This is a genomic window from Streptomyces sp. ISL-10, from assembly GCF_018614575.1.
Classification (GTDB): domain Bacteria; phylum Actinomycetota; class Actinomycetes; order Streptomycetales; family Streptomycetaceae; genus Streptomyces.
Genome location: NZ_JAGGOJ010000003.1, coordinates 521,827 through 543,173 on the forward strand (window position 1 = coordinate 521,827; position 21,347 = coordinate 543,173).

Sequence of the window (21,347 nt, forward strand, 5' to 3'; positions counted from 1 at the left end):
CGTCTCGAACGTCCTGCCGGTCCCGCGCCCGACTTGCTCCTCCTTCATGCGCAATGCGAAGAATGACGCCGCGCAGCGTGACGAGGGGAGCAGGACGTGGGCGGCAGCACTCTGGTGAAGGACGAGCAGGCCGCACCGGCCGCCGCCGGTCCGGCGGACCCGCCGCCTCCCGCCCCCGCCGCCGCGGCGCCGCTGAGCCCCCGCCGCGTACGGCTCGTCTTCATGTCCCTGATGCTCGCGCTGCTCCTCGCCGCGCTGGAGCAGATGATCGTGGCCACCGCGCTGCCGAAGATCGTGGGGGAGCTCCAGGGCCTGGACCGGATGCCCTGGGCGATCACCGCGTATCTGCTCACCGCCACGATCGGACTGCCGATCTACGGCAAACTCGGTGATCTCTTCGGCCGCAAAGGCGTGTTCCAGTTCGCCATCGTCGTGTTCGTCATCGGCTCGGCACTGGCGGGCTGGTCACGCAGCATGAATGAGCTCATCGCCTTCCGCGCCGTTCAGGGCATCGGCGCCGGCGGCCTCATGATCGGCGTGCAGGCGATCATCGCCGACATCGTCCCGCCGCGCGAACGCGGGCGGTTCATGGGGCTCATCGGCGCCGCCTTCGGTCTCGCCTCCGTCGCGGGGCCCCTGCTCGGCGGCTTCTTCACCGACCACGTGTCCTGGCGCTGGTGCTTCTACTTCAACGTCCCGTTCGGGCTGATCACCCTGGTCGTGGTCACCCTCGTGCTCAAACTTCCCCGGCCCGCCACCAGGGCCCGGCTCGACGTCCTCGGCGCGCTGTTCCTCGCCGCGGCCTCCACCTGCCTCGTCCTGCTCACCAGTTGGGGCGGCACCGAATACGCCTGGGACTCCCGCGTAGTCCTCGCCCTGGGCACCGGGGCCGCCGCGAGCACCGCCCTCTTCCTCGTCGTCGAGCACTTCGCGCCCGAACCGCTCGTCCCCCTGCGGCTGTTCCGCGACCCCGTCTTCGTCGTCACCTCGCTCGTCGGCGCCGTCGTCGGTGTCGCACTCTTCGGCGCGGCGGGCTATCTGCCCACGTTCCTGCAGATGGTCGACGGGGCCAGCGCCACCGAGTCCGGCCTGCTGATGCTGCCGATGATGGGCGGCATCGTCGCCGCCTCCATCATCTCCGGCCGGCTCATCAGCCGTACGGGCCGCTACCGGATCTACCCCGTCGTCGGCGGTGCCGCCTCCGCCGTGGGCATGTGGCTGCTCTCCCGGCTCCAGACCGACACCCCGCGCCTGGAGTACAGCATCTGGCAGGCCGTCCTCGGCATCGGCATCGGACTCGTCATGCCCGTACTGATCCTCGCCGTGCAGAACGCCGTGCCGCCCGCCGACCTCGGCACCGCCACCAGCGCCAACAACTACTTCCGGCAGATCGGCGGAAGCGTCGGGGCCGCCGTCTTCGGCACTCTGTTCGCCGACCGGCTGAGCCACGCGCTCGCCGACCGCCTGCCGTCCGGAGCGGGCCTGCCCGCCCCGGAGACGATCACCCCGCAGCTGGTCCACGCCATGCCGCCCGCCCTGCGGGAGAGCTACATCCAGGCGTACGCGGACGCGATGCCGCGGATCTTCCTCTACCTCGTGCCGGTGCTCGTCCTCGGCCTGGTCCTCGCCTTCTTCCTCAAGGAGAAACCGCTGGTGTCCCACAACGCCCCCACCGCCGTCCCGCACGCCCGCAGCGCCGTGGGGACGGCCCCACCGGCGGCGGCCGTGCCCGTCGCGGGCCTCCCCGTCTGCGGCATCGTGCAGCACCACGACGGCAGCACCGTCCCGCGTGCCGCGCTCACCCTGATCGACGTCCAGGGACGGCAGATCGGCCGCGGTGCGAGCGGCGAGGACGGCCGCTATGCGCTCAGCGTGCCGGGTTCCGGCTCCTACGTGATGATCGCGGCGGCCGGCGGACACCAGCCGCAGGCGGTCACGGTCACCGTCGGCGAACGACCCGTCGAACTCGACGTCGTGCTCGGCGGAGCGGGAAGGCTCGCGGGCACCGTCGTCACCGCGGACGGCTCCCCGGTGCGCGATGCGGCCGTCACCCTCACCGATGTCCGCGGCGAGGTCGTCGCCTCCACCCGAAGCGGCCGGGAGGGCGGCTATGTGATCTCGGAGCTGGTCGCGGGGGAGTACACCCTCGCCGCCAGCGCCCCGGCCTTCCGGCCGGCCGCGCACCCCGTGAGCGTGCAGCCGTCCCACGAGACCCGTCAGGACATCGAACTGGCCGGCGGCGCCGTGCTGCGCGGCACCGTACGCGCCGGGGACGGGCGCGCCGTCGACGACGCCCGTGTCACGCTGCTCGACGCGGCCGGGAATGTGGTCGACACGCTCACCACCGGTCCCGACGGAACATTCCGTTTCGTGGACCTGTCGTCCGGCGAGTACACGGTGATCGCTGCCGGTTACCCGCCGGTCGCCACCGTGCTCCACGTCGCGGGCGGAGGGCGCACGGAACGCGACCTCCAGCTCGGCCACGCCGACTGACCACGCCCGGCCCGCGGCACGCCCGCACGGCGACCGGCAGGTGTCGCGGGCTTGACGTGGCGTCAATCCAGGTGAGAAGCCCACCGGTTCGGCCGTTGCCCGGCGCTCCGTCCCGGCAGGCCCGTACCGTGGTGACAAGGCCACCGATCGGGAAGGAGCGCTCTCCCATGGACAGTGGTGTGCGAACGGCACCGCAGAAGTACGCCGCAGCCGGGCGGATTCCGCTTGCGGTCGCCGTCGTGGACGCCGACGGCCTGGTGTCGCACTGGTCCACCGGAGCCCGGCGTCTCTTCGGCCCGGCGCGGGAGGCCGCGGTCGGCCGTCCCGCCGTCGAACTGCTGCCCGTCTTCGGTGCGCTCACCACCGACGCGGCAGACGACTTCGTCGACGGATACGGCGCGCCCCTCGTCGGCGGCCTCACCGACTATCCGGCCGCGGGCCGCGCGCGGCTGTCCGACCCGGGCCGCGACCGGGTCGACGTGCTGTGGTGGGCCTACCCCATGGTCGGCCCCGGCAGGGAACGACTGGTGGTCCTGGCGGCCGACGCCGGCCAGTTCGACGCGCAGGACGAGAGCGTCGAGCGGATCGCGCCTGGCTTCGCCCTCCACACCGACTTCCCCGGCTCCGACGAGCTCGCCCGGAGACTGCCCGAGATCCTGCCCAGCATGAGCGTGCGCGAGTCGACCCGGATCGTCTCCCAGATCCTCGACCTCGGCTATCCCGTGCTGGAGTTCAGCCACCACGACCGGGTGCCCGTCACCCCGGACTGGGGCGTGCCCCGCAGGGCCCGGCGCACCACCCGCTCCCGGGCTGCCGGGGAGGTCGCGGCCGGACATCCCGTCGACGCCGCCGACCCGGTGCGGGATCTCGAATACGCGGCGGTGCGCGAACGCCTGGAGTTCCTCAACGAGGTCAGCGGCCGCATCGGCTCCTCGCTCGACCTCGCCCGCACCATCCAGGAGGTCAGCGCCGCCGTCGTACCCCGGTTCAGCGATGTCGCCTGCACCTATCTGCGGGAAGAGGTCGTCGCCGGCGAGGGCTTCTCGGTCGGGGAGCCCGACGAGACGACCATGTGGCACCGGGTCGCCTTCGAGCACGTCGACGAGCCGGGCCGCTGGGACGACGTCGTGCCGGTCGGCGAATCCATGCCGTTCCCCGCGCACACACCCTTCTTCCAGTGCATGATCACGGGCGAGCCGGTGCTCGTTCCCCGTATCAGCGAGGAGATGGGCACCGCCATGGCGGAGCAGTTCGACAAGCGCGACATGCGCCCGCTGATCAACGGCCGCTCCATGCTGATCGCACCGCTCAAGGCACGCGACGTCGTCCTCGGCTGCATGATCCTGCTGCGCCACCCCGAGCGGCCGGAATTCCACGACATGGACCGGGTCACCGGCGCCGAACTGGCCGCCCGCGCAGGTCTCGTGCTCGACAACGCGCGGATGTACACCTACCAGGAGAACGTCGCCGAGACCCTCCAGGACTCCATGCTTCCGCAGGTCACCCCGCGTATGGCGGGCTGCGACACGGCCACCCGCTATCTGCCGGGCACGCTGCTCGGCCGGGTCGGCGGCGACTGGTTCGACTGCGTGAAACTTCCGGGATCCCGCACCGCGCTCGTCGTGGGCGACGTCATGGGCCACGGCCTCAACTCGGCCGCCATGATGGGCCAGCTGCGCACCGCCGTACAGACGATGGCCGCGCTCGACCTGCCGCCCGAGCAACTGCTGCGGGGCCTCGACGACCTCGCCCAGCGCCTGGGCGAGCACTACCTCGCCACCTGCCTGTACGCCGTGTACGACCCCGTCCGCGGCGAACTGCACCTCGCGAACGCGGGCCATCTGCCGCCGGTGATCGTCCGTGCCGAGGACGGCCGCAGTGAACTCCTCGACCTGCCCACCGGCGCACCGATAGGGGTCGGCGGCGTGCCGTTCGAGAGCGTCCGCGTGCCCGTGTCGCCGGGTGACCGGCTGGTGATGTGCACCGACGGGCTGGTGGAGGTGCGCGGTGAGGACATCGGCGTGGGCCTCGCCACTCTCTGCGAGTCCGCCGCGCACCCGGCCGCGTCCATGGACGACGCCTGCGACACGATCATCCGCGCCCTGGCGGCGTCGTTCTCGGAAGCCGGCCGCGGCGGCCGCAAGGACGACGTGGCCTTGCTGATGGCCCGACTGAACGGCATCGCCCCCGAGTCCGTCGCCACCTGGGAGCTGTCGCCCGACCCGCGCGAAGCCGCCCGCGCCCGCCGGCTCGTACGCGCCCGGCTCGCCGCCTGGGGACTGGCCGAGCTCACGGACACCGTGGAACAGCTCGTCGGCGAGCTCGTCGCCAACACCGTCCGGCACGCGGGAGGGCGGCGCGCCGAGCTGCGGCTCGTACGGGCAGGGACGCTGCTGTGCGAGGTCGCCGACGAGGACCACACGCTGCCGACGTTGTGCGGCGCGCGGCCGGACGACGAGGCGGGGCGTGGCCTGCACGTCGTCAGCGCCCTTGCGCGGGAGTGGGGCTCGAGCCGTACGGCGCAGGGCAAGACGGTCTGGTGCGAACTGGGCCTCTAGGGTTGTCGGCCAGGTGGCCAGGACAGCACTACTGACCTTCAAAGCGTGGTGTCGTAGGGGCTGACGTCTCGTGACCCCTGCGGTATGCCGACTGCATGAGGTATGCGCAAGGTGCGGGCTGACCGACGAACGGCGTGCTTTCCGAGAGCAGTTGCGGTTGGAGGCGGCCGAGCGGTTCCGGCAGGGCGACGAGAACACGGTCATCGCTCACGACCTGCGGGTCAGCGGCCGGTCGGTACAGCGTTGGCGCAAGGCTTGGTCGCAGGACGGGCCGAGAGCCCTGGCCTCGAAGGGCCCGGCATCGCTGCCCCTGCTCAGCGACGAACTGTTCGCCGTGCTGGAGCGTGAGCCGGCCAAGGGGCCGGTGGCACATGGGTGGCCGGACCAGACGTGGACCCTGTCGCGGATCAAGACGCTGATCGGGCGCCGCTTTCACAGGAGCTACACCGTGCAAGGGGTGGCCGCCCTGCTCAAGCGGCACGGCTGGAGCTGCCAGGTCCCCGCCCGGCGGGCGGTCGAGCGGGACGAGAACGTGGTGGCCGGCTGGATGAAGGAGACCTGGCCGCAGGTGGAAGGACCGTGGCGGCGCTCGACGCCTGGCTCGTCTTCGAGGACGAAGCCGGATTCTCGATGACGCCGCCGACCACCCGCACATGGTCCCGCCGCGGCCACACCCCTGTGGTCCGCGTGCGGGGCCGCTCCCGCCGCCGCTTATCGGTGGCCGCCCTGGCCTGCTACAAGGCCGGCGAGTCCTCGCGGCTGATCTACCGGCCCTGCCCGGACGCCCGGCCCGAGGGCGCAAAAGCGTCCGACGCGGCCTCCGCCAGCTCCAGTACCGCCACGACGTCCTCGACGGCTGCCTCACCGGCACCGGCCTCCGAACGCCAGCCACCATGACGACATCACGCATTCAAGGTCAACTAGCCATGGCGGGCTCCAATAGTTCGCTGGGCGAAATTGTCGACGGCGGTGATAACCATGGCGGGGGGAGGTGGTAGAGCGGGCACAGGCGGCGCTCCTCCGGCTCCTCGGAGGCCCCCGGCGGAGCGGGGCCCAGCGGGTCGTCGATCGGTAGGAAGACGGCCGCCCGGTCGTCGGGGAACGCGGCCGCTCGATCCTTGAGGTACCGCCGGACCTGTCGCTTCGCCCGCGGCGCACGTCCGTGGTGCGATGGAACTGGGGGCGGAAAGGAGAGCGATCATGCCCGCAGCGAAGCGAACGAGTGTCGCCGCCTCGGTGACGGTCCGCCCGCTGGTTGAGCCGGACCTGGATCGGGCCGACGAAATCTTCAGGGTCGCCTTCGGGACCTTCCTCGGGGCCCCTGAGCCGGAGACGTTCTTCGGGACCGCCGACTATGTCCGCACCCGCTGGGCGGCAGATCCACACGCGGCCTTCGCAGCGACCGTCGAGGGCGAGGTCGTCGGATCGAACTTCGCCGCCAACTGGGGCAGCGTCGGGTTCTTCGGCCCGCTGACCGTACGTCCGGATCTGTGGGACCAGGGCATCGGCAGGCGCCTCATGGAACCGGTCATGGCCTGCTTCGACACCTGGGAGAACCGCCACCTCGGCCTGTTCACCTTCTCGCACAGTCCCAAGCACCTCGAGCTCTACCGCCGGTACGGTTTCTGGCCCCGATTCCTTACAGCCATCATGAAGAAACAGGTCGCCGTCAGTGCCGCAGTCCCCGGCCGAGTGCTGTACGGCGAGCTGACCGCCGCTGAGCGGCCCGACGCACTGAGCCTCAGTCGCGCACTGACGGGGGCCGTGTACGAGGGCCTGAGCTTGGAGCGCGAGATCATGGCCACACAGGCGCAGGGGCTCGGTGACACCATCCTCCTCGAGGGCGCCGACTCCGACCTCGACGGTCTGGCCGTCTGCCACTGCGCAGCGGGGTCGGAGGCCGGTGAGGACGTGTGCTTCGTCAAATTCGGCGCCGTACGCCCTGGCCCGGACGCCGAGGACCGGTTCGAACGACTGCTGAATGCGTGCGAGCAGCTGGCCATCGAGAAGGGACTGGGGCAACTGGACGCCGGAATGAACCTGGCCCGCCAGGATGCCTACCGGCGCATGGTCGACCGCGGTTTCCGTACCTGGCTGCAAGGCGTGACCATGCACAAGCCCAACGAACCTGGCTACAGTCACCCAGACGCCTACGTGATCGACGACTGGCGCTGAGTCCACCGCCATACTCGGCTTCGAGGGGGCGGCCACCTGCTCGTCCTTTCGGACAAGCCTTTTGACCTGCTCAGATGGTTCCGGTCAGTAGTGGTTGGTTCCTGCCGTCTCTGGATGGCATGTGTCCGGACTGTGTCCCGAGGACGACCAGCTCGTGGACGTCGAGCTGATCACCGAGCGCGCCGAGGATGGGTTCTGGATCTTCGACGACCGCTTCGCCATCACCGAGGACTGGCACGCTGAGCTCTGGCTTGACGACACCGACATCATCGCCACCTATACACGGGTTTGGCAGACGCTGCGGGAGTCAGCCGTGTTCGGCGCCGACGCGCAGGCAATTGTCGCGCAAGCGCGACGGAGCCTGAGCCCTCGCTGAAGACCTTTAGTCCGGTGGTTCCCTCCGGAAACGTTCAGCCCGCTTACTCTCGTACTCCTCACGCCCGCGCGCACGGGAGCCGGCGAGGCGAGCGCGAAGGGAGTCGAGCGTGACGGCAGGTGCGACACCGACGGCAAGGCGACGGCGTTCGCGTTCAGGAGTCCGGACGGCGACATCGTCTCCTGGACCTTCCCCGGCGTGAAGGGCGTTCCGGACGAGGTGCCTCAGGAGACGGTGCGCAAGATCCTGGCGACGGTCCGCCTGGCCGGCGCGCAGGGGCTGCGACGTACGGCCGTGTACCCACGACCGGAACCGAGTGGCCCGGCCAACTCGCCTGTTATTGCATCGAGTTGAACTTTTCACCATGTGTTGGTCAACTCCTCCGCAGGGCGTCACCCGCGGATGGAACACTGTGCCCCGCGCGATATTCGGGGACGGGGGCCGATCCGCCCTCCGATCCGCCGGACAGGCCCCAGGGGGAGGCGCCCGTGGACGTCGGGGAGAGACGGACCGCCGAGGAACCGCGGCTGGCGATCAGGCGCGAGTCACGCTCTGCCCGGTCGCGGCGCAGCTTCCTGCTGACCTTCCTGCCGCTGCTGGCCGCCGTGCTGACGGGCACGACGGCGCTGGCCGTGTCCGGCAACATCCTGCTCCCGCTCGAGCGCGTCGTCACGCTGGAGGGGAAGATGGCCTCCAAGCGGGACTTCTTCGAGGACGAGGAGGTCCAGCGGATCCTGTTGAAACATCACCTGCGGGTGCACATCACCAGCTCGGGATCGCGTGAGGTCGCCGTCCGCGACATCTCCTCGTACGACTTCGTCTTCCCCTCGGGCCAGCCCGCCGGTGACCTGATCACCGCTGAACGCGCGGCGGCCGGCCAGTACGCCAAGGTGCACCGCCCGTTCGTCAGCCCCATCGTGCTCGCCACCTACCGTGAGTACGCCGAGACGCTCGCCGACGCGGGCATCGCGACCGCGCAGCGGGGGGCCGGGGCCGAGCCGCCGTACTACTACGTCCTGGACATGCGGAAGTTTTTGCAGCACATCCACGACAGGCGCCGCTGGAACGACATAGGGGTCCAGCGGCACGGCATCACCAACGCCAACCGGATCGTCGCCCAGGCGCCCGACGTCTGCGGCGCCAACTCCGCCGGGACCTACCTCGCGCTGGTCGCCTTCACCTGGCACGGCGGCGGCGACGAGGTGCCCGACACCGACCGGCAAGCCGACGAACGCGGCCGGGACATCCGGCATCTCATGGAGCAGGGCCTGCCCGCCGCCGACGTCTTCCGCACCTACATCTCGCCGGAGGGCAAGAACATCGCCCCGCTGGTCGTGGCCTACGAGCACCAGTACCTCGCCTACCAGGTCCAGTACCGGGCCACGTCCCAGCGGCTCGACCCGCAGCGCGTGCTGCTCTACCCGTCCGGACAGTTCGTCACCCAGCCCCAGTTCATCGCCCTCAACAAGGACGGCGACCGGCTCGGCGAACTCATCACCCACGACCCGGAGCTGCGGCGCCGCGCCATGGAGCTCGGCTTCCGCATCCTCGACCAGGCCGGACAGGTCGCGAGCGATCAGCTCACCGGCTTCCTCCGGGACCGCCGGGTCCCCGTGCCCGCCATCGACGGCGACGACACCAGGTCGGCGATGCCCAGACTGCGCTACCTGGAGCGCATGATCTCCGCCGTCGGCGACTGCCCGCCCGCCGACGTCGCGACCGGGCAGCCCTGATGGGCGCGCCGCCCCGCGCGACCCGGCTCGTCGCCCTGTGCCTGGCGTGCCTGTGGCTCGCCGTGGCCACGGCCTGCGCCCCGAACCGTCCCGACCCCCTCACCCTGCGGGTACTGGCCAGCACGGAACTCGCCGACATGGCCCCGCTGCTGGACGAACTGCGCCGCGAGACCGGCATCACGCTGGAGATGGACCTCAAAGGCACGGTGGACGCGAGCAACGAGCTCGCCGGCCCCGGCCCCCGCCGGCACGACCTGGCCTGGCTGTCGTCCGACCGCTACTACCTGCTGAAGTCCAAGGCGAACGGCGCGGGCGGCGAGAAGCCGCTGGCGACCAACACCATGCGCTCGCCCGTCGTCATCGGCATGAAGCGGGCGGTGGCCGACCGGCTGCGCACGAACACGCCCGACGGACAGATCTCCTGGGCCGACGCGGCCGACTCGGCGGCCGACGGCTCTTTGCGGTTCGGGATGGCCGACCCACGCAGCAGCAACAGCGGGCTCGCCGCCCTCGTCGGTGTGGCGACGGCCGCGGCCGGCACCGGAACCGCCCTGCGCCCCGCCGACGTCTCCTGCGACCGGCTGCGCGGCTTCTTCGCCGGGCACGCGCTCACCGGCGACGCCGCCGGCTCACTCGCCGACGGCTACGTGGCACGCCAGGGCGAGCTGAACGCCCTGATCACGTACGAGTCCGAACTGCTCGCGCTCAACAGCAGCGGCCGGCTCCGTGAACCGCTGGAGATCGTCTACCCCAAGGACGGCATGGTCCTGTCCGACTATCCCGTGCTGCTCCTCGACCCGGCCCGACGCGCCGCGTACGACCGGCTGGTGGAGTGGCTGCGCAGCCCGTCCGTCCAGAAGCGGATCATGGAACGCACCATGCGCCGCCCGATCGACCCCGCGGTGCCCCGTATCGCGCCCCTGCGCGAAGACGTCGGCAACGCGCTGTACTTCCCCGACGACCAGAAGGTCGTCGACCGGCTCCTCGCCGGCTACGGGGACCCGCGGCGCGACCGCAGTGCGCAGGTGCTCTTCCTGCTCGACTTCTCCACGTCGATGCGCGGTGAGCGCATCGAACGGCTGCGGGCCACCTTCGACGGACTCGCCGGCGCGGACGACTCGCACTCGGGCAAGTTCCTGCGGTTCTACCGCGGCGAAACGCTCACGGTGATGCGCTTCGGCGGGCGCGTACTGGACGAGCGCAGCGTCACCTACCAAGGACAGGCCGATCTGGACCGCTTGCGCGGATTCGTCGCGTCGGACGACTTCGACGACAGCACCGCCGTCTGGTCCTCCCTCGAAACCGCCTACCGGAGCGTGTCCGCCTCCCTGCGCGAGCGGCCCGGACGCGAGGTGTCCATCGTGCTGATGACCGACGGCGAGAACAACGCGGGCATCGGCCTCGACGCCTTCGTCCGCCGCCATGCGCGGCTGCCGGCGCAGACCCGCGCGGTGCGCACCTACACCATCCGCTACGGCGAGGCGGACGACGAGGAACTGGACCGAGGGGCACGGACGACGGGCGGGCGCATGGTCGACGCCACCGACCGTTCCCTCAAAAGCGCGTTCAAGGAGATCCGTGGGTGTGTTCACTGAGGCGTGGTGGGGTGTGTGGTGGCCCTGGATGCTGCTGTGGCTGCTGACGGCGTCGGGCGCCGTGGCGCTGCTCCTCCTCGCCGCCCACCGGCTCGTCCGCGGCAGACGCGGCGGCCGGGACCTGACGTACAGCATCTGCTTCTACCTGCACGACCGGTCCGTCATGGACCACTACCAGATGCGCGGCTACGCGGCGGCGCTGCGCAAGGAGGTCGAGCAGCGCACGAGTGACAGCAAGGACGGCAGCGTGCGGGCGAAGGTCTTCGGGCTGAGCGCAGGCGGCGGGCGCAAGGACAACAGCGAGATCGTCAGCAAGTACCTGGAGGTCGCCGAACCCATCTCGGTGATCGGCGTCGTCATGGACGTCCTGGAAAAGAAGGACGTCATCGTGCATGTCGACCTCGTGGGCGGAACGGTACGTCGCAATGCGGCGCTCGCCCGAGCGCTGGCGGGCCATCCCCGGTCCGCCGCGTCCGCGGCGCAGACGGTGCGGCTGCGGGACATCGAGGACTTCGTGCTCATCCGCGGCCGGTTCCGCAAGATCGGCGAATCGCCCGAGTCCACCGTCTTCCTCGCCCCCTACGGCGACCCCGACAACCCTTCGGCGGGTCCCCGGGTCCGGGTCACCTGCGCGACCGAGGGGCTGCGCAACGAGGTCCCGCGAGGCACCTTCTCGGCGCGCTGCCTGGGCAAGGTGCAGGACTGGAACGCTGCCGACTCGGTGCTCGAAGTGCAGGCCATGGCCATCTTCCGATAGGGTCCGCGCGCAGCAGGGCCCGTCCGGAGGAACACCGATATGACCAACAGATCCGCGCCTTTCGACGACCTGGACCGCAAGATCGTCGCCGCTCTCGTCGCAAATGCCCGGAGGAGTTTCACGGAGATCGGCGCCGCGATCGGCCTTTCGGCGACCGCGGTGAAACGGCGCGTGGACCGTATGCGCGAGGCCGACATCATCACCGGCTTCACCACGACCGTGCGCCCCGCCGCGCTCGGCTGGCGCACCGAGGCGTACGTGGAGGTGTACTGCGACAGCGCCGCCCCGCCCCGCCGTCTCGCCGAAGTCGTCCGCAACCACCCCGAAATCATGGCCGCGATGACGGTGACCGGCGGCGCGGACGCCCTCCTGCACGTGCGGGCCACCGACGTGGAGCACTTCGAGGAGGTGCTGGAGCGCATCAGGGCCGAGCCGTTCATCCGCAAGACCATCAGCTACATGGTGCTCTCCCACCTGCTCACGACCAGCCCGGAGGCCGGTGCCGGCCGTGCCGCGACCATGGAGGAACCCCCTTCCGCAGACGCGTGAAACGAACTGCCGCCGGGACGCCGATTTGCGCAGCATTCCTGCGCGTACACGCACGTGTTGTTTCTTGTCGCCGCTCCGTCCCGATTCCTACCGTTGAGACGTCATCGGACATCGAGACGAAGCGGGAGGAATCCCTCGGTGCCACCCAGACGCGTGTCCCGGCCCAGGCGCTACCTGGTCTGTGAACCCCGGTACTACGACGTGCAGTACGCCATCAACCCCTGGATGCGCGAGGACGGCGAGGTCGACCACGACCTCGCCCGCGCCCAGTGGAAGACCCTCGTCAGCACCTATCTCGACCTCGGCCACACCGTGGAACAGGTACAGCCGGAGCCCGGCCTCGTGGACATGGTGTTCGCCGCGAACTCCGCGCTCGTCCTCGGCGGCCGGGTCCTCGGCTCGCGGTTCCACGCACCGCAGCGCCGCCCGGAGGAGGCGGCGTACGAGACGTGGTTCAAAGGGGCCGGGTTCGAGGTGTACCGGCCCGAGTCGGTGTGCGAGGGCGAGGGGGACCTCGTCCCCGCCGGCGGCTTCGTCCTCGCCGGCACCGGCTTTCGCACCACCCCGACCGCGCACCGCGAGGTCCAGGAGTTCTTCGGCGTCCCGGTCGTCGGCCTCCAACTGGTCGACCCGTATTTCTACCACCTGGACACCGCGCTGTTCGTCCTCGACGACGGCGGCGCTGACCGCCCGGCCCACATCGCCTACCACCCGGAGGCGTTCTCGCCGGGCAGCCGCGAAGTGCTCGCCCGCATGTTCCCCGATGCGCTGATCGCGACCCGCGAGGACGCCATGGCCTTCGGACTCAACTCCGTCTCCGACGGCCGCAACGTCCTCGTCGCCCCGCAGGCCGAAGGACTCATCGGCCGCCTCGAAGCCCACGGCTACGTTCCCGTCCCCGTCGACCTGTCGGAGTTCCACAAGTCCGGCGGCGGAATCAAGTGCTGCACCCAGGAGATCCGCGCATGACCCTCACGCCCGAGCGCACCGAGCGCTCCTCCGCCGAGCTGATCCGCGCCGAGGAGGCCACCCTCGCGCACAACTACCACCCGCTGCCCGTCGTCGTCGCCCGCGCGGAGGGCGTCTGGGTGGAAGACGTCGAGGGACGCCGCTACCTCGACATGCTGGCCGGTTACTCGGCCCTGAACTTCGGCCACCGCCACCCGGACCTCATCGCCGCGGCCCACCGCCAGCTCGACGAGCTCACCCTCACCTCGCGCGCCTTCCACAATGACCGGCTCGCCGGATTCGCGGAGGGTCTCGCCGCCCTGACCGGACTCGACATGGTCCTGCCGATGAACACCGGCGCCGAGGCCGTCGAGAGCGCGGTCAAGGTCGCCCGCAAGTGGGCGTACGAGGTCAAGGGCGTGGCACCGGACCGGGCCACGATCGTCGTCGCCGACGGCAACTTCCACGGCCGCACCACCACGATCGTCAGCTTCTCCACCGACGACAGCGCCCGTGGCGGCTTCGGCCCGTTCACGCCCGGCTTCCGGGTCGTCCCCTACAACGACCTCGCGGCGCTCGAAGCGGCGATCGACGACACCACAGCGGCCGTGCTCATCGAGCCGATCCAGGGCGAGGCGGGCGTCGTCATCCCCGACGACGGCTACCTGACCGGCGTACGCGACCTCACCCGGCGCGCGGGCTGCCTGTTCATCGCGGACGAGATCCAGTCCGGCCTCGGCCGCACCGGCACCACCCTCGCCGTCGACCACGAGTCCGTCCTGCCCGACATGCTGCTGCTCGGCAAGGCGCTCGGCGGCGGCGTCGTCCCCGTATCCGCGGTCGTCGCCCGGCGCGACGTCCTGTCGGTGCTGCGCCCCGGCGAACACGGATCGACGTTCGGCGGGAACCCGCTGTCCGCGGCCGTCGGTTCCGCCGTCGTCGGCCTCCTGGCGACGGGCGAGTACCAGCGCAGGGCCCGGGACCTCGGCACCGTCCTGCGCGACGGCCTCGCCGCCCTGATCGGGCGGGGTGTCGTCGGCTTCCGCGCCCGCGGCCTGTGGGCGGGCGTGGACGTCGACCCGGCGGTCGGTACGGGCCGGGAGATCAGCGAACGGCTGCTGGCAGAGGGCATCCTGGTCAAGGACACCCACGGCTCCACCATCCGGATCGCTCCGCCCCTCACCATCACCGCCGAGGAGCTCCAGGGCGGCCTCGCCTCCCTGGAAAAGGTCCTCGGCGGATAGCGGTACGCATCCCCTGAACAGCCACTCTCCGGTCTAAACTCGCGGCCCTGGGCACCGTGCATCCGTGGAACGGAGAGTGGCTGTGAAGATCCTGATCAGCGCCGACATGGAGGGCGCCACGGGGGTGACCTGGCCGGCCGACGTGCTGCCCGGCACCCCCCAGTGGGAACGCTGCCGTTCGATGTTCACCTCCGACGTCAACGCCGCCGTCCTCGGCTTCCTCGACGGCGGCGCCGACGAGGTGCTCATCAACGAGGCGCACTGGTCCATGCGCAATCTGCTGCTCGAACAACTCGACGAGCGCGCCCAGATGCTCACCGGACGCCACAAGTCGCTGTCCATGGTGGAGGGCGTCCAGCACGGTGACGTCGACGGCATCGCCTTCGTCGGCTACCACACCGGCGCCGGATCGGAGGGCGTCCTCGCGCACACCTACCTCGCCAACTCCATCACCGGCGTGTGGCTGGGCGGAGTTCGCGCGAGCGAGGGACTGCTCAACGCCCATGTCGTGGCCGAGTACGGCGTCCCCGTCGTCCTCGTCACCGGCGACGACCTCACCTGCGAGGACGCCCTCACCTACGCGCCCGGCGCACTCAAGGTCGCCGTCAAGGACCATGTCTCGCGCTACGCGGCCGTCTGCCGCACCCCGGCCCGGACCGCGTCCGAGATCCGGGCCGCCGCCAAGGAGGCCGCCGCGCTTGCCGTGCGGCACGATCCGGTGCGCGGTGGACCATTCACGGTGGAGCTGGAATTCGACGCCGAGCACCTCGCCGCCGCCGCGACCGTCGTGCCCGGCGTCGGCAGGACGCACGGCGAGAGGCGCGTCGCGTACACCAGCGAGACGATGTACGAAGGCATTCGGACGTTCAAGGCGGTCACGACGATCGTCTCAGCGGCCCTGGAGGAGCAGTATGGCTGACGTGACGACGACGCCCATGGATGCCCAGGCCCTCGAAGAAGTAGTGACGTTCACCTCCGAACTCATCCGCATCGACACCACCAACCGCGGCGCGGGCGACTGCCGCGAGCGGCCCGCCGCCGAATACGTCGCCGAGCGGCTCGCCGCCGCCGGACTCGAACCGGCCCTGCTGGAGCGCACACCGGGCCGCACCAATGTCGTGGCCCGCATCGAAGGAACCGACCCCGGCGCCGACGCGCTCCTGGTCCACGGGCACCTCGACGTCGTCCCCGCCGAACCCGCCGACTGGACCGTCCACCCCTTCTCCGGCGAGGTGCGCGACCACGTGGTGTGGGGCCGCGGCGCGGTCGACATGAAGAACATGGACGCGATGGTCCTCGCCGTCGTACGGGCCTGGGCACGGCACGGCATCAGGCCCCGCCGCGACATCGTCATCGCCTACACCGCCGACGAGGAGGCCAGCGCGGTCGACGGCTCCGGCTACCTCGCCGACACCCACCCCGGCCTCTTCGAGGGCTGCACGGAAGGCATCGGCGAATCCGGCGCGTTCTCCTTCCACGCGAGCCCCGGCATGACGCTCTACCCCATCGCGGCCGGTGAACGGGGCACGGCATGGCTCCGGCTGACCGCCCACGGCACGGCCGGTCACGGCTCCAAAGTGAACGGAACCAACGCGGTGACCCGGCTCGCCGCCGCCGTCGCCCGGATCGGCGAGCACGAGTGGCCGGTGCGGCTCACCCCCACCGTACGGGCGGCCCTCGCCGAACTCGCCGCGCTGCACGGCATCGACACCGATGTGCACGCGCCCGGCTTCGACGCCGACGCGCTCATGACCAAGCTCGGGCCCGCCGCGGCGCTCGTCGAGCCGACCGTGCGCAACAGCGCCAACCCGACCATGCTGGCGGCCGGCTACAAGATCAACGTGATTCCCGGCCAGGCCACCGCGTATGTGGACGGCCGGATGCTGCCCGGCTGCGAGGACGAGTTCCGCGCCACCATGGACCGGCTGACCGGCCCCGACGTCGAGTGGGAATTCCATCACCGCGAAGTGCCCCTCCAGGCACCCGTCGACTCGCCGACCTTCGCCAAACTGCGCGCCGCCGTCGAGCGGTTCGACCCCGACGGCCGTACCGTGCCGTACTGCATGCCGGGCGGCACCGACGCCAAGCAGTTCTCCCGGCTCGGCATCACCGGCTACGGCTTCTCCCCGCTGAAACTGCCACCCGGCTTCGACTACGCGGCCATGTTCCACGGCGTCGACGAGCGCGTCCCCGTGGAGGCCCTCCACTTCGGCGTTCGCGTGCTCGACCACTACCTGCAAAGCGCGTAAGGGGAGTGGCATGGTACCCACCGGTCGCTACGGAACCTGGCCCTCACCGATCGGCGCCGCCCTCGCCGCCTCGCGGGACGGACAGCCCGACCACCTCGGCATCGTCGGCGACGAGGTGTGGTGGACCGCGCCGCGCCCGGCGGAGGGCGGCCGGCGTGCCCTGGTGCGCCGGCGCCCCGACGGCCGCGAGGAGTCGGTGCTGCCCCCGCCGTGGAACGTGCGCAGCCGCGTCATGGAGTACGGCGGTCTGCCGTGGGCCGGGGCCGGAAGGGCGGAAGGCGGCCCGCTGATCGTCTTCGTACACTTCCCGGACCAGCGGCTGTACGCGTACGAGCCGGACGTTCCCGGCGCGCGGCCGCGTCCGCTCACGCCCTTCTCGTCCGTCGGCGGCGGTCTGCGGTGGGCCGAGCCCCTGCTGCGCGTCGAGCAGGGCGAAGTCTGGTGCGTGCTTGAGGAGTTCACCGGAGAGGCACCCACAGATGTGCGCCGGGTGATCGCCGCGGTGCCCCTCGACGGTTCGGCCGCCGAGGACCGCGGCGCCGTCCGCGAACTCAGCGACGACCGGCACCGCTTCGTCACCGGCCCGAAGGTGTCGCCCGACGGGCGGCACGCCACCTGGATCGCCTGGGACCATCCGCAGATGCCGTGGGACGCCACGGTCGTGCTGCTCGGGGACGTGACCGACGGCGGACCCTTCGCGGGCGTGCGCACGGTCGTCGGCGAGGCGGACGAGTCGGTCTGCCAGGTCGACTGGGCCCCGGACGGCTCGCTGCTGTTCGTCTCCGACCGCGGCAACTGGTGGGAGCTGCGCCGCATCCGCCCGGCAGGCAACGCCTTCGGCCACGCCACCGCCCTCTGCCCGGGCCGGCAGGAGGAGTTCGGCGGCCCGCTGTGGAAGACCGGCTCGCGGTGGTTCCAGCCGCTGGAGAGCGGACTGGTCGCCGTCGTCCACGGCAGGGGCACCACCGCCCTGGGCATACTGGATCCGGAGACCGGCGAACTCGTCGACGCCGCCGGTCCCTGGAGCGAGTGGATCCCCACGCTCGCCGCCTGCGGCGACCGGGTGATCGGCGTCGCCGCCAGCCCGCGCAGCGCGTACGAGATCGTCGAGCTCGACACCCGCACCGGCCGGACCCGGGTGATCGGCAGCGCCCACGACGACCCGGTGGACCCCGCGTACTACCCCGAGCCGCAGATCCGCACCTTCACCGGCCCCGATAGCCGGGAGATCCACGCCCACATCTATCCGCCGCACAGCCCGGACCGGATCGCACCCGACGACGAGCTGCCGCCGTACGTGATCTGGGCGCACGGCGGACCCACCGGCCGCGCCCCGCTCGTGCTGGACCTGGAGATCGCCTACTTCACCTCGCGCGGCATCGGCGTCGCCGAGGTCAACTACGGCGGCTCCACCGGCTACGGCCGCGCCTACCGCAACCGCCTGCGCGAGCAGTGGGGCGTGGTGGACGTCGAGGACTGCGCCGCGGTCGCCGAGGCGCTGGCCGACGAGGGTACGGCCGACCCGCGGCGCCTGGCGATCCGCGGCGGCAGCGCCGGCGGCTGGACGGCGGCCGCCTCGCTCGCCACCACGGACGTGTACGCGTGCGGCACGATCATCTACCCGGTCCTCGATCTGCTGTCCTGGGCAGACGGCGAGACGCACGACTTCGAGTCCCGCTACCTCGAATCGCTCGTCGGCCCGCTGTCCGAGGTGTCCGGCCGCTACCGCGAGCGGTCGCCGCTGACCCGCGCGGACGGCATCACCGCGCCGTTCCTGCTGCTCCAGGGCCTGGACGACGTCATCTGCCCGCCGCCGCAGAGCGAACGGTTCCTCGCACGGATGGCCGGGCGCGGCGTCCCGCACGCGTACATCGCCTTCGAGGGCGAGGGCCACGGCTTCCGCAGGGTGGAGACGATGATCCGCGCGCTGGAGGCCGAACTGTCCCTGTACGCCCAGACCTTCGGCATCACCCGGTCCGACATCCCCCTGCTGGAGCTCAGGAAATGACCAGCGCGTCGCTCAGCCGGCCCGCCCGGCTCACCCCGGGCGCCAGGGTCGCCGTCGTCGCGCCCAGCGGTCCCGTACCCGGCGAACGGCTCGACGCCGGCCTGGACATCCTGCGCGGGTGGGACGTGGAACCCGTGGTGATGCCCCATGTCCGCGACACGCACCCCCGGTTGGACTACCTCGCGGGCACCGACGAGGCACGCGCCCGCGACCTGACCGAGGCGTGGTGCGATCCGTCCGTGTCCGCCGTGATCTGCGCCCGCGGCGGCTACGGCGTTCAGCGCATGGTGGACCTGGTCGACTGGGCGGCGATGCGGGCCGCGGGCCCCAAGGTCTTCGTCGGCTACAGCGATGTCACCGCCCTTCACGAGGCGTTCGCCGTACGGATGGGCCTCGCGACACTGCACGGGCCGATGGCGGGCGCGGCCACCTTCCTCAAGGACGCCCGCACACAGGCTTCGCTGCGGGCCACCCTGTTCGAGCCCGAGGCGGTGCGGACGATCGAGGGCCTGCCGCGGGCCCGCACGATGGTGCCGGGCCGGGCGAGCGGAGTCGTCTTCGGAGGCTGCCTCGCTCTCCTCGCGGCCGGCATCGGCACCCCGCACGCACGGCGCAGCGCCCGCGGCGGGCTCCTGCTGCTGGAGGACGTGGGGGAGGAGGACTACCGTATCGACCGCATGCTCACCCAACTGCTGCGTGCGGGGTGGCTGGCGGGCGTCGCCGGGGTGGTGCTGGGTTCGTGGGCGGAGTGCGGACCGTACGAGCGGGTGCGGGCGGTGCTGCTCGACCGGCTGGGGGACCTCGGCGTACCGGTGGTGGAGGAGTTCGGGTTCGGGCACGGCGAGACGGCGCTGACGATGCCGCTCGGCGTGCCGGCGGTGCTGGACGCGGATGCCCGGACGCTGACGCTTCAGGTGCCGGCGCTGCTCTGACGGCCGTTCCGGTCGCCTGTCCTCCGCTTCAGGTCCGTCGCTGCTCCATCGGCCAGTTCCGGGTGTTGGCTTCTCTGAGACTTCGCCCGCAGCGTGTCACCCGTCTCCTACCTGTCCCGGGTCACGGCGCCCACCCTCCTCGTCCAGGGCCAGGCCGACAACTTGTTCAGCCAACGAGGCCCAGGCCAGCCACGAGACGCTCCTGGCCCAGGGGACCGAGACGAAGATGATCTGGCAGTCCTGGGGCCACAGCGGCGGCATGACGAACCCCGCGTCCGGCGAGCTCAACCTCGGGGAGGGCAACCTGGAGACCAGCTACGTGGGGCGGCGCATCCTCGCCTGGTTCGACCGGTACCTGCACGCAGACCCGCACACGGACACCGGCCCGGCCTTCGCCTACTACAGCGGCTGGCAGAGCGGTTACGGCGAGGCGCGAGCCGTCCCGTCGCTGTCCCAGAAGCTCTACCTCTCCGGCGACGGCAAACTCGTCGACACCCGCGCCGGTCGCCGGGGCAGCCGCCCCTACACCAACTGGTCGGTCCCGACCAGCCACTCCGAGTCGTCCCTGGCCGGCCTCATCGGCGTAGCCAACGCAGCCGTACGACACCAAGGGCACCTACCTGGGCTGGCGCAGCGAACCGCTGTAAGGCACCGGTCGACGTCGTCGGCGCACCCCGCGCCCGGCTCAAGGTCGTCTCGCCGAGCACGGAACGCGTCCAGCACTCCGGTGACGCGGCCCGACATTCTGGTGCTGTTCGCCAAGGTCTACGACATCGCGCCGGACGGCAGCAAGGCCTTGGTGAACCGCCTGGTCGCGCCGGTCCGGGTGCCGGACGTGGCCAGGCCGTTCACCGTGGAGCTGCCGGGAGTCGTGCACCGCTACGAGGCCGGCCACCGGCTGGAGTTCGTGATCGCGGCGAGCGACGGGGCGTACTTCGGCAACCGGGGCGTCAAGCCGGTGACGGTCGTGAGCGCCCCCGAGGACACGGGGTCGCTGGAACTGCCGGTGGTGCGGGGGTCGTTGTCCTGAGGGGGCTCCCAAAGCCGGTGCCCGCCCCGGCCTGTACGGTGGCCGAGGCGGGGCTCCGATCACACCGAGGGGGACGGCAGTGCTGAGTCACGACTGCCGGTTCGCAGCGCGGGGAACCGACTGATGATCCGGCCCGGCAAGAACGGCCTGGTGGCCGCCTCCGTGCTCTTCGCAGCCCTCTCCGGCTACACCACCACCGAGGTCATCGAGCAGAGCGCACCACCCGTCACGCCCCCGTCGCCGTACGCCTCGCGGGAACCGGCCGACTGCAGCTCGCCGGAGTTGGAACCCGTACGCTGCCCCGACGGTTGGGCGACCGGCTGCCCAGAAGCTGCGCCCTCGCCGAGCGGCAGCGCCACTTCGGCATGGCTGCGCAGGCCGGGCCGCGGCAGCGAATCTCACCTGATCCCTGCGCCGGGCAGCACAGTCGCCCGGGACAACGAGGTCACGGCCGGGGCCGTGCCCGCGCCCACCGGAACCTACCCGGCCCCGGTGGACGAAGCCCGCCCTGTCGTCTGCGTCGAAGCCACGTACCCGGACTGACCGGCGTCACAGCTCGGCCCGGCCCGCTTTGGTGAACAAGTCGGGCATGCGTACACGGCGGTGTCGTACGGGTCGGGCGCGGACCTGTACGGGTGGTGGCCCGTGTCGACGGAGTGCCGAGGGCCGTTCAACCGGTGTCAGGCACAGGCAGGTTGGC

Annotated in this window: 17 protein-coding genes and 1 pseudogene; all 18 read left to right on the forward strand. The window is 71.2% G+C overall.

What is annotated here, in order from left to right:
* The first annotated feature begins 96 nt into the window (after positions 1-96).
* Positions 97-2,493 carry an MFS transporter gene (locus J7E88_RS03165; RefSeq protein ID WP_215176938.1) on the forward strand — a complete coding sequence of 799 codons (2,397 nt, stop codon included), beginning with the start codon at positions 97-99 and terminating at the stop codon, positions 2,491-2,493.
* Positions 2,494-2,660: 167 nt separating this feature from the next.
* Positions 2,661-5,051: a SpoIIE family protein phosphatase gene (locus J7E88_RS03170; RefSeq protein WP_215176939.1), complete on the forward strand. Its 2,391-nt coding sequence runs from the start codon at positions 2,661-2,663 to the stop codon at positions 5,049-5,051.
* Positions 5,052-5,208: 157 nt separating this feature from the next.
* Complete coding sequence (locus J7E88_RS03175) at positions 5,209-5,685, forward strand: winged helix-turn-helix domain-containing protein (protein WP_215176940.1); 477 nt, start codon at positions 5,209-5,211, stop codon at positions 5,683-5,685.
* The gene (locus J7E88_RS03180; protein WP_374196215.1) at positions 5,631-5,948 is read left to right on the forward strand and encodes a hypothetical protein; all 318 of its coding nucleotides are present in this window, start codon (positions 5,631-5,633) and stop codon (positions 5,946-5,948) included. The genes J7E88_RS03175 and J7E88_RS03180 overlap by 55 nt, the downstream gene beginning before the upstream one ends.
* Before the next feature lie 303 nt (positions 5,949-6,251).
* Positions 6,252-7,226 carry a GNAT family N-acetyltransferase gene (locus tag J7E88_RS03185; protein ID WP_215176941.1) on the forward strand — a complete coding sequence of 325 codons (975 nt, stop codon included), beginning with the start codon at positions 6,252-6,254 and terminating at the stop codon, positions 7,224-7,226.
* Between the two features lie 154 nt (positions 7,227-7,380).
* The gene (locus J7E88_RS03190) at positions 7,381-7,602 is read left to right on the forward strand and encodes a hypothetical protein (protein ID WP_215176942.1); all 222 of its coding nucleotides are present in this window, start codon (positions 7,381-7,383) and stop codon (positions 7,600-7,602) included.
* A 488-nt stretch (positions 7,603-8,090) separates the two neighbouring features.
* The gene (locus J7E88_RS03195) at positions 8,091-9,335 is read left to right on the forward strand and encodes a hypothetical protein (RefSeq protein WP_308307251.1); all 1,245 of its coding nucleotides are present in this window, start codon (positions 8,091-8,093) and stop codon (positions 9,333-9,335) included.
* A complete protein-coding gene (locus tag J7E88_RS03200; RefSeq protein ID WP_215176943.1) occupies positions 9,335-10,930 on the forward strand; it encodes a VWA domain-containing protein in 1,596 nt (531 codons plus the stop codon). Before J7E88_RS03195 ends, J7E88_RS03200 begins: the two co-directional genes overlap by 1 nt.
* A complete protein-coding gene (locus J7E88_RS03205) occupies positions 10,914-11,687 on the forward strand; it encodes a hypothetical protein (protein ID WP_308307252.1) in 774 nt (257 codons plus the stop codon). Before J7E88_RS03200 ends, J7E88_RS03205 begins: the two co-directional genes overlap by 17 nt.
* A gap of 39 nt (positions 11,688-11,726) precedes the next feature.
* Positions 11,727-12,236, forward strand: coding sequence for an Lrp/AsnC family transcriptional regulator (locus J7E88_RS03210; protein ID WP_215176945.1), 510 nt, complete (start codon positions 11,727-11,729; stop codon positions 12,234-12,236).
* A 138-nt stretch (positions 12,237-12,374) separates the two neighbouring features.
* Positions 12,375-13,205 (forward strand): dimethylargininase, encoded by an 831-nt coding sequence (gene ddaH / locus J7E88_RS03215; RefSeq protein ID WP_215176946.1) that lies wholly within the window; start codon positions 12,375-12,377, stop codon positions 13,203-13,205.
* Positions 13,202-14,428, forward strand: coding sequence for an ornithine--oxo-acid transaminase (gene rocD, locus J7E88_RS03220; protein WP_215176947.1), 1,227 nt, complete (start codon positions 13,202-13,204; stop codon positions 14,426-14,428). The genes ddaH and rocD overlap by 4 nt, the downstream gene beginning before the upstream one ends.
* 82 nt (positions 14,429-14,510) lie before the next feature.
* Positions 14,511-15,347 carry a M55 family metallopeptidase gene (locus tag J7E88_RS03225; protein ID WP_215177449.1) on the forward strand — a complete coding sequence of 279 codons (837 nt, stop codon included), beginning with the start codon at positions 14,511-14,513 and terminating at the stop codon, positions 15,345-15,347.
* Positions 15,340-16,677 (forward strand): M20/M25/M40 family metallo-hydrolase, encoded by a 1,338-nt coding sequence (locus J7E88_RS03230; RefSeq protein ID WP_215176948.1) that lies wholly within the window; start codon positions 15,340-15,342, stop codon positions 16,675-16,677. The genes J7E88_RS03225 and J7E88_RS03230 overlap by 8 nt, the downstream gene beginning before the upstream one ends.
* A 10-nt stretch (positions 16,678-16,687) precedes the next feature.
* Entirely contained in the window at positions 16,688-18,685 is a 1,998-nt protein-coding gene (locus J7E88_RS03235) for a prolyl oligopeptidase family serine peptidase (protein WP_215176949.1), read from the forward strand.
* Positions 18,682-19,617, forward strand: a complete 936-nt coding sequence (locus tag J7E88_RS03240; protein ID WP_215176950.1) for an LD-carboxypeptidase — start codon at positions 18,682-18,684, stop codon at positions 19,615-19,617. The genes J7E88_RS03235 and J7E88_RS03240 overlap by 4 nt, the downstream gene beginning before the upstream one ends.
* 81 nt (positions 19,618-19,698) lie before the next feature.
* Positions 19,699-20,647: pseudogene (locus J7E88_RS03245) on the forward strand (CocE/NonD family hydrolase C-terminal non-catalytic domain-containing protein); the annotation flags it as partial.
* A gap of 123 nt (positions 20,648-20,770) precedes the next feature.
* The gene (locus J7E88_RS03250) at positions 20,771-21,190 is read left to right on the forward strand and encodes a hypothetical protein (RefSeq protein ID WP_215176951.1); all 420 of its coding nucleotides are present in this window, start codon (positions 20,771-20,773) and stop codon (positions 21,188-21,190) included.
* Positions 21,191-21,347: the final 157 nt, after the last annotated feature.

What these genes read in the sequence shown, in the direction of transcription:
- J7E88_RS03230 (WP_215176948.1), top strand. Translation starts at nt 15,340, where the DNA reads ATGGCTGACGTGACGACGACGCCCATGGATGCCCAGGCCCTCGAAGAA.
- J7E88_RS03200 (WP_215176943.1), top strand. Translation starts at nt 9,335, where the DNA reads ATGGGCGCGCCGCCCCGCGCGACCCGGCTCGTCGCCCTGTGCCTGGCG.
- J7E88_RS03235 (WP_215176949.1), top strand. Translation starts at nt 16,688, where the DNA reads ATGGTACCCACCGGTCGCTACGGAACCTGGCCCTCACCGATCGGCGCC.
- J7E88_RS03250 (WP_215176951.1), top strand. Translation starts at nt 20,771, where the DNA reads ATGATCCGGCCCGGCAAGAACGGCCTGGTGGCCGCCTCCGTGCTCTTC.
- J7E88_RS03170 (WP_215176939.1), top strand. Translation starts at nt 2,661, where the DNA reads ATGGACAGTGGTGTGCGAACGGCACCGCAGAAGTACGCCGCAGCCGGG.
- J7E88_RS03240 (WP_215176950.1), top strand. Translation starts at nt 18,682, where the DNA reads ATGACCAGCGCGTCGCTCAGCCGGCCCGCCCGGCTCACCCCGGGCGCC.
- J7E88_RS03185 (WP_215176941.1), top strand. Translation starts at nt 6,252, where the DNA reads ATGCCCGCAGCGAAGCGAACGAGTGTCGCCGCCTCGGTGACGGTCCGC.
- J7E88_RS03210 (WP_215176945.1), top strand. Translation starts at nt 11,727, where the DNA reads ATGACCAACAGATCCGCGCCTTTCGACGACCTGGACCGCAAGATCGTC.
- rocD (WP_215176947.1), top strand. Translation starts at nt 13,202, where the DNA reads ATGACCCTCACGCCCGAGCGCACCGAGCGCTCCTCCGCCGAGCTGATC.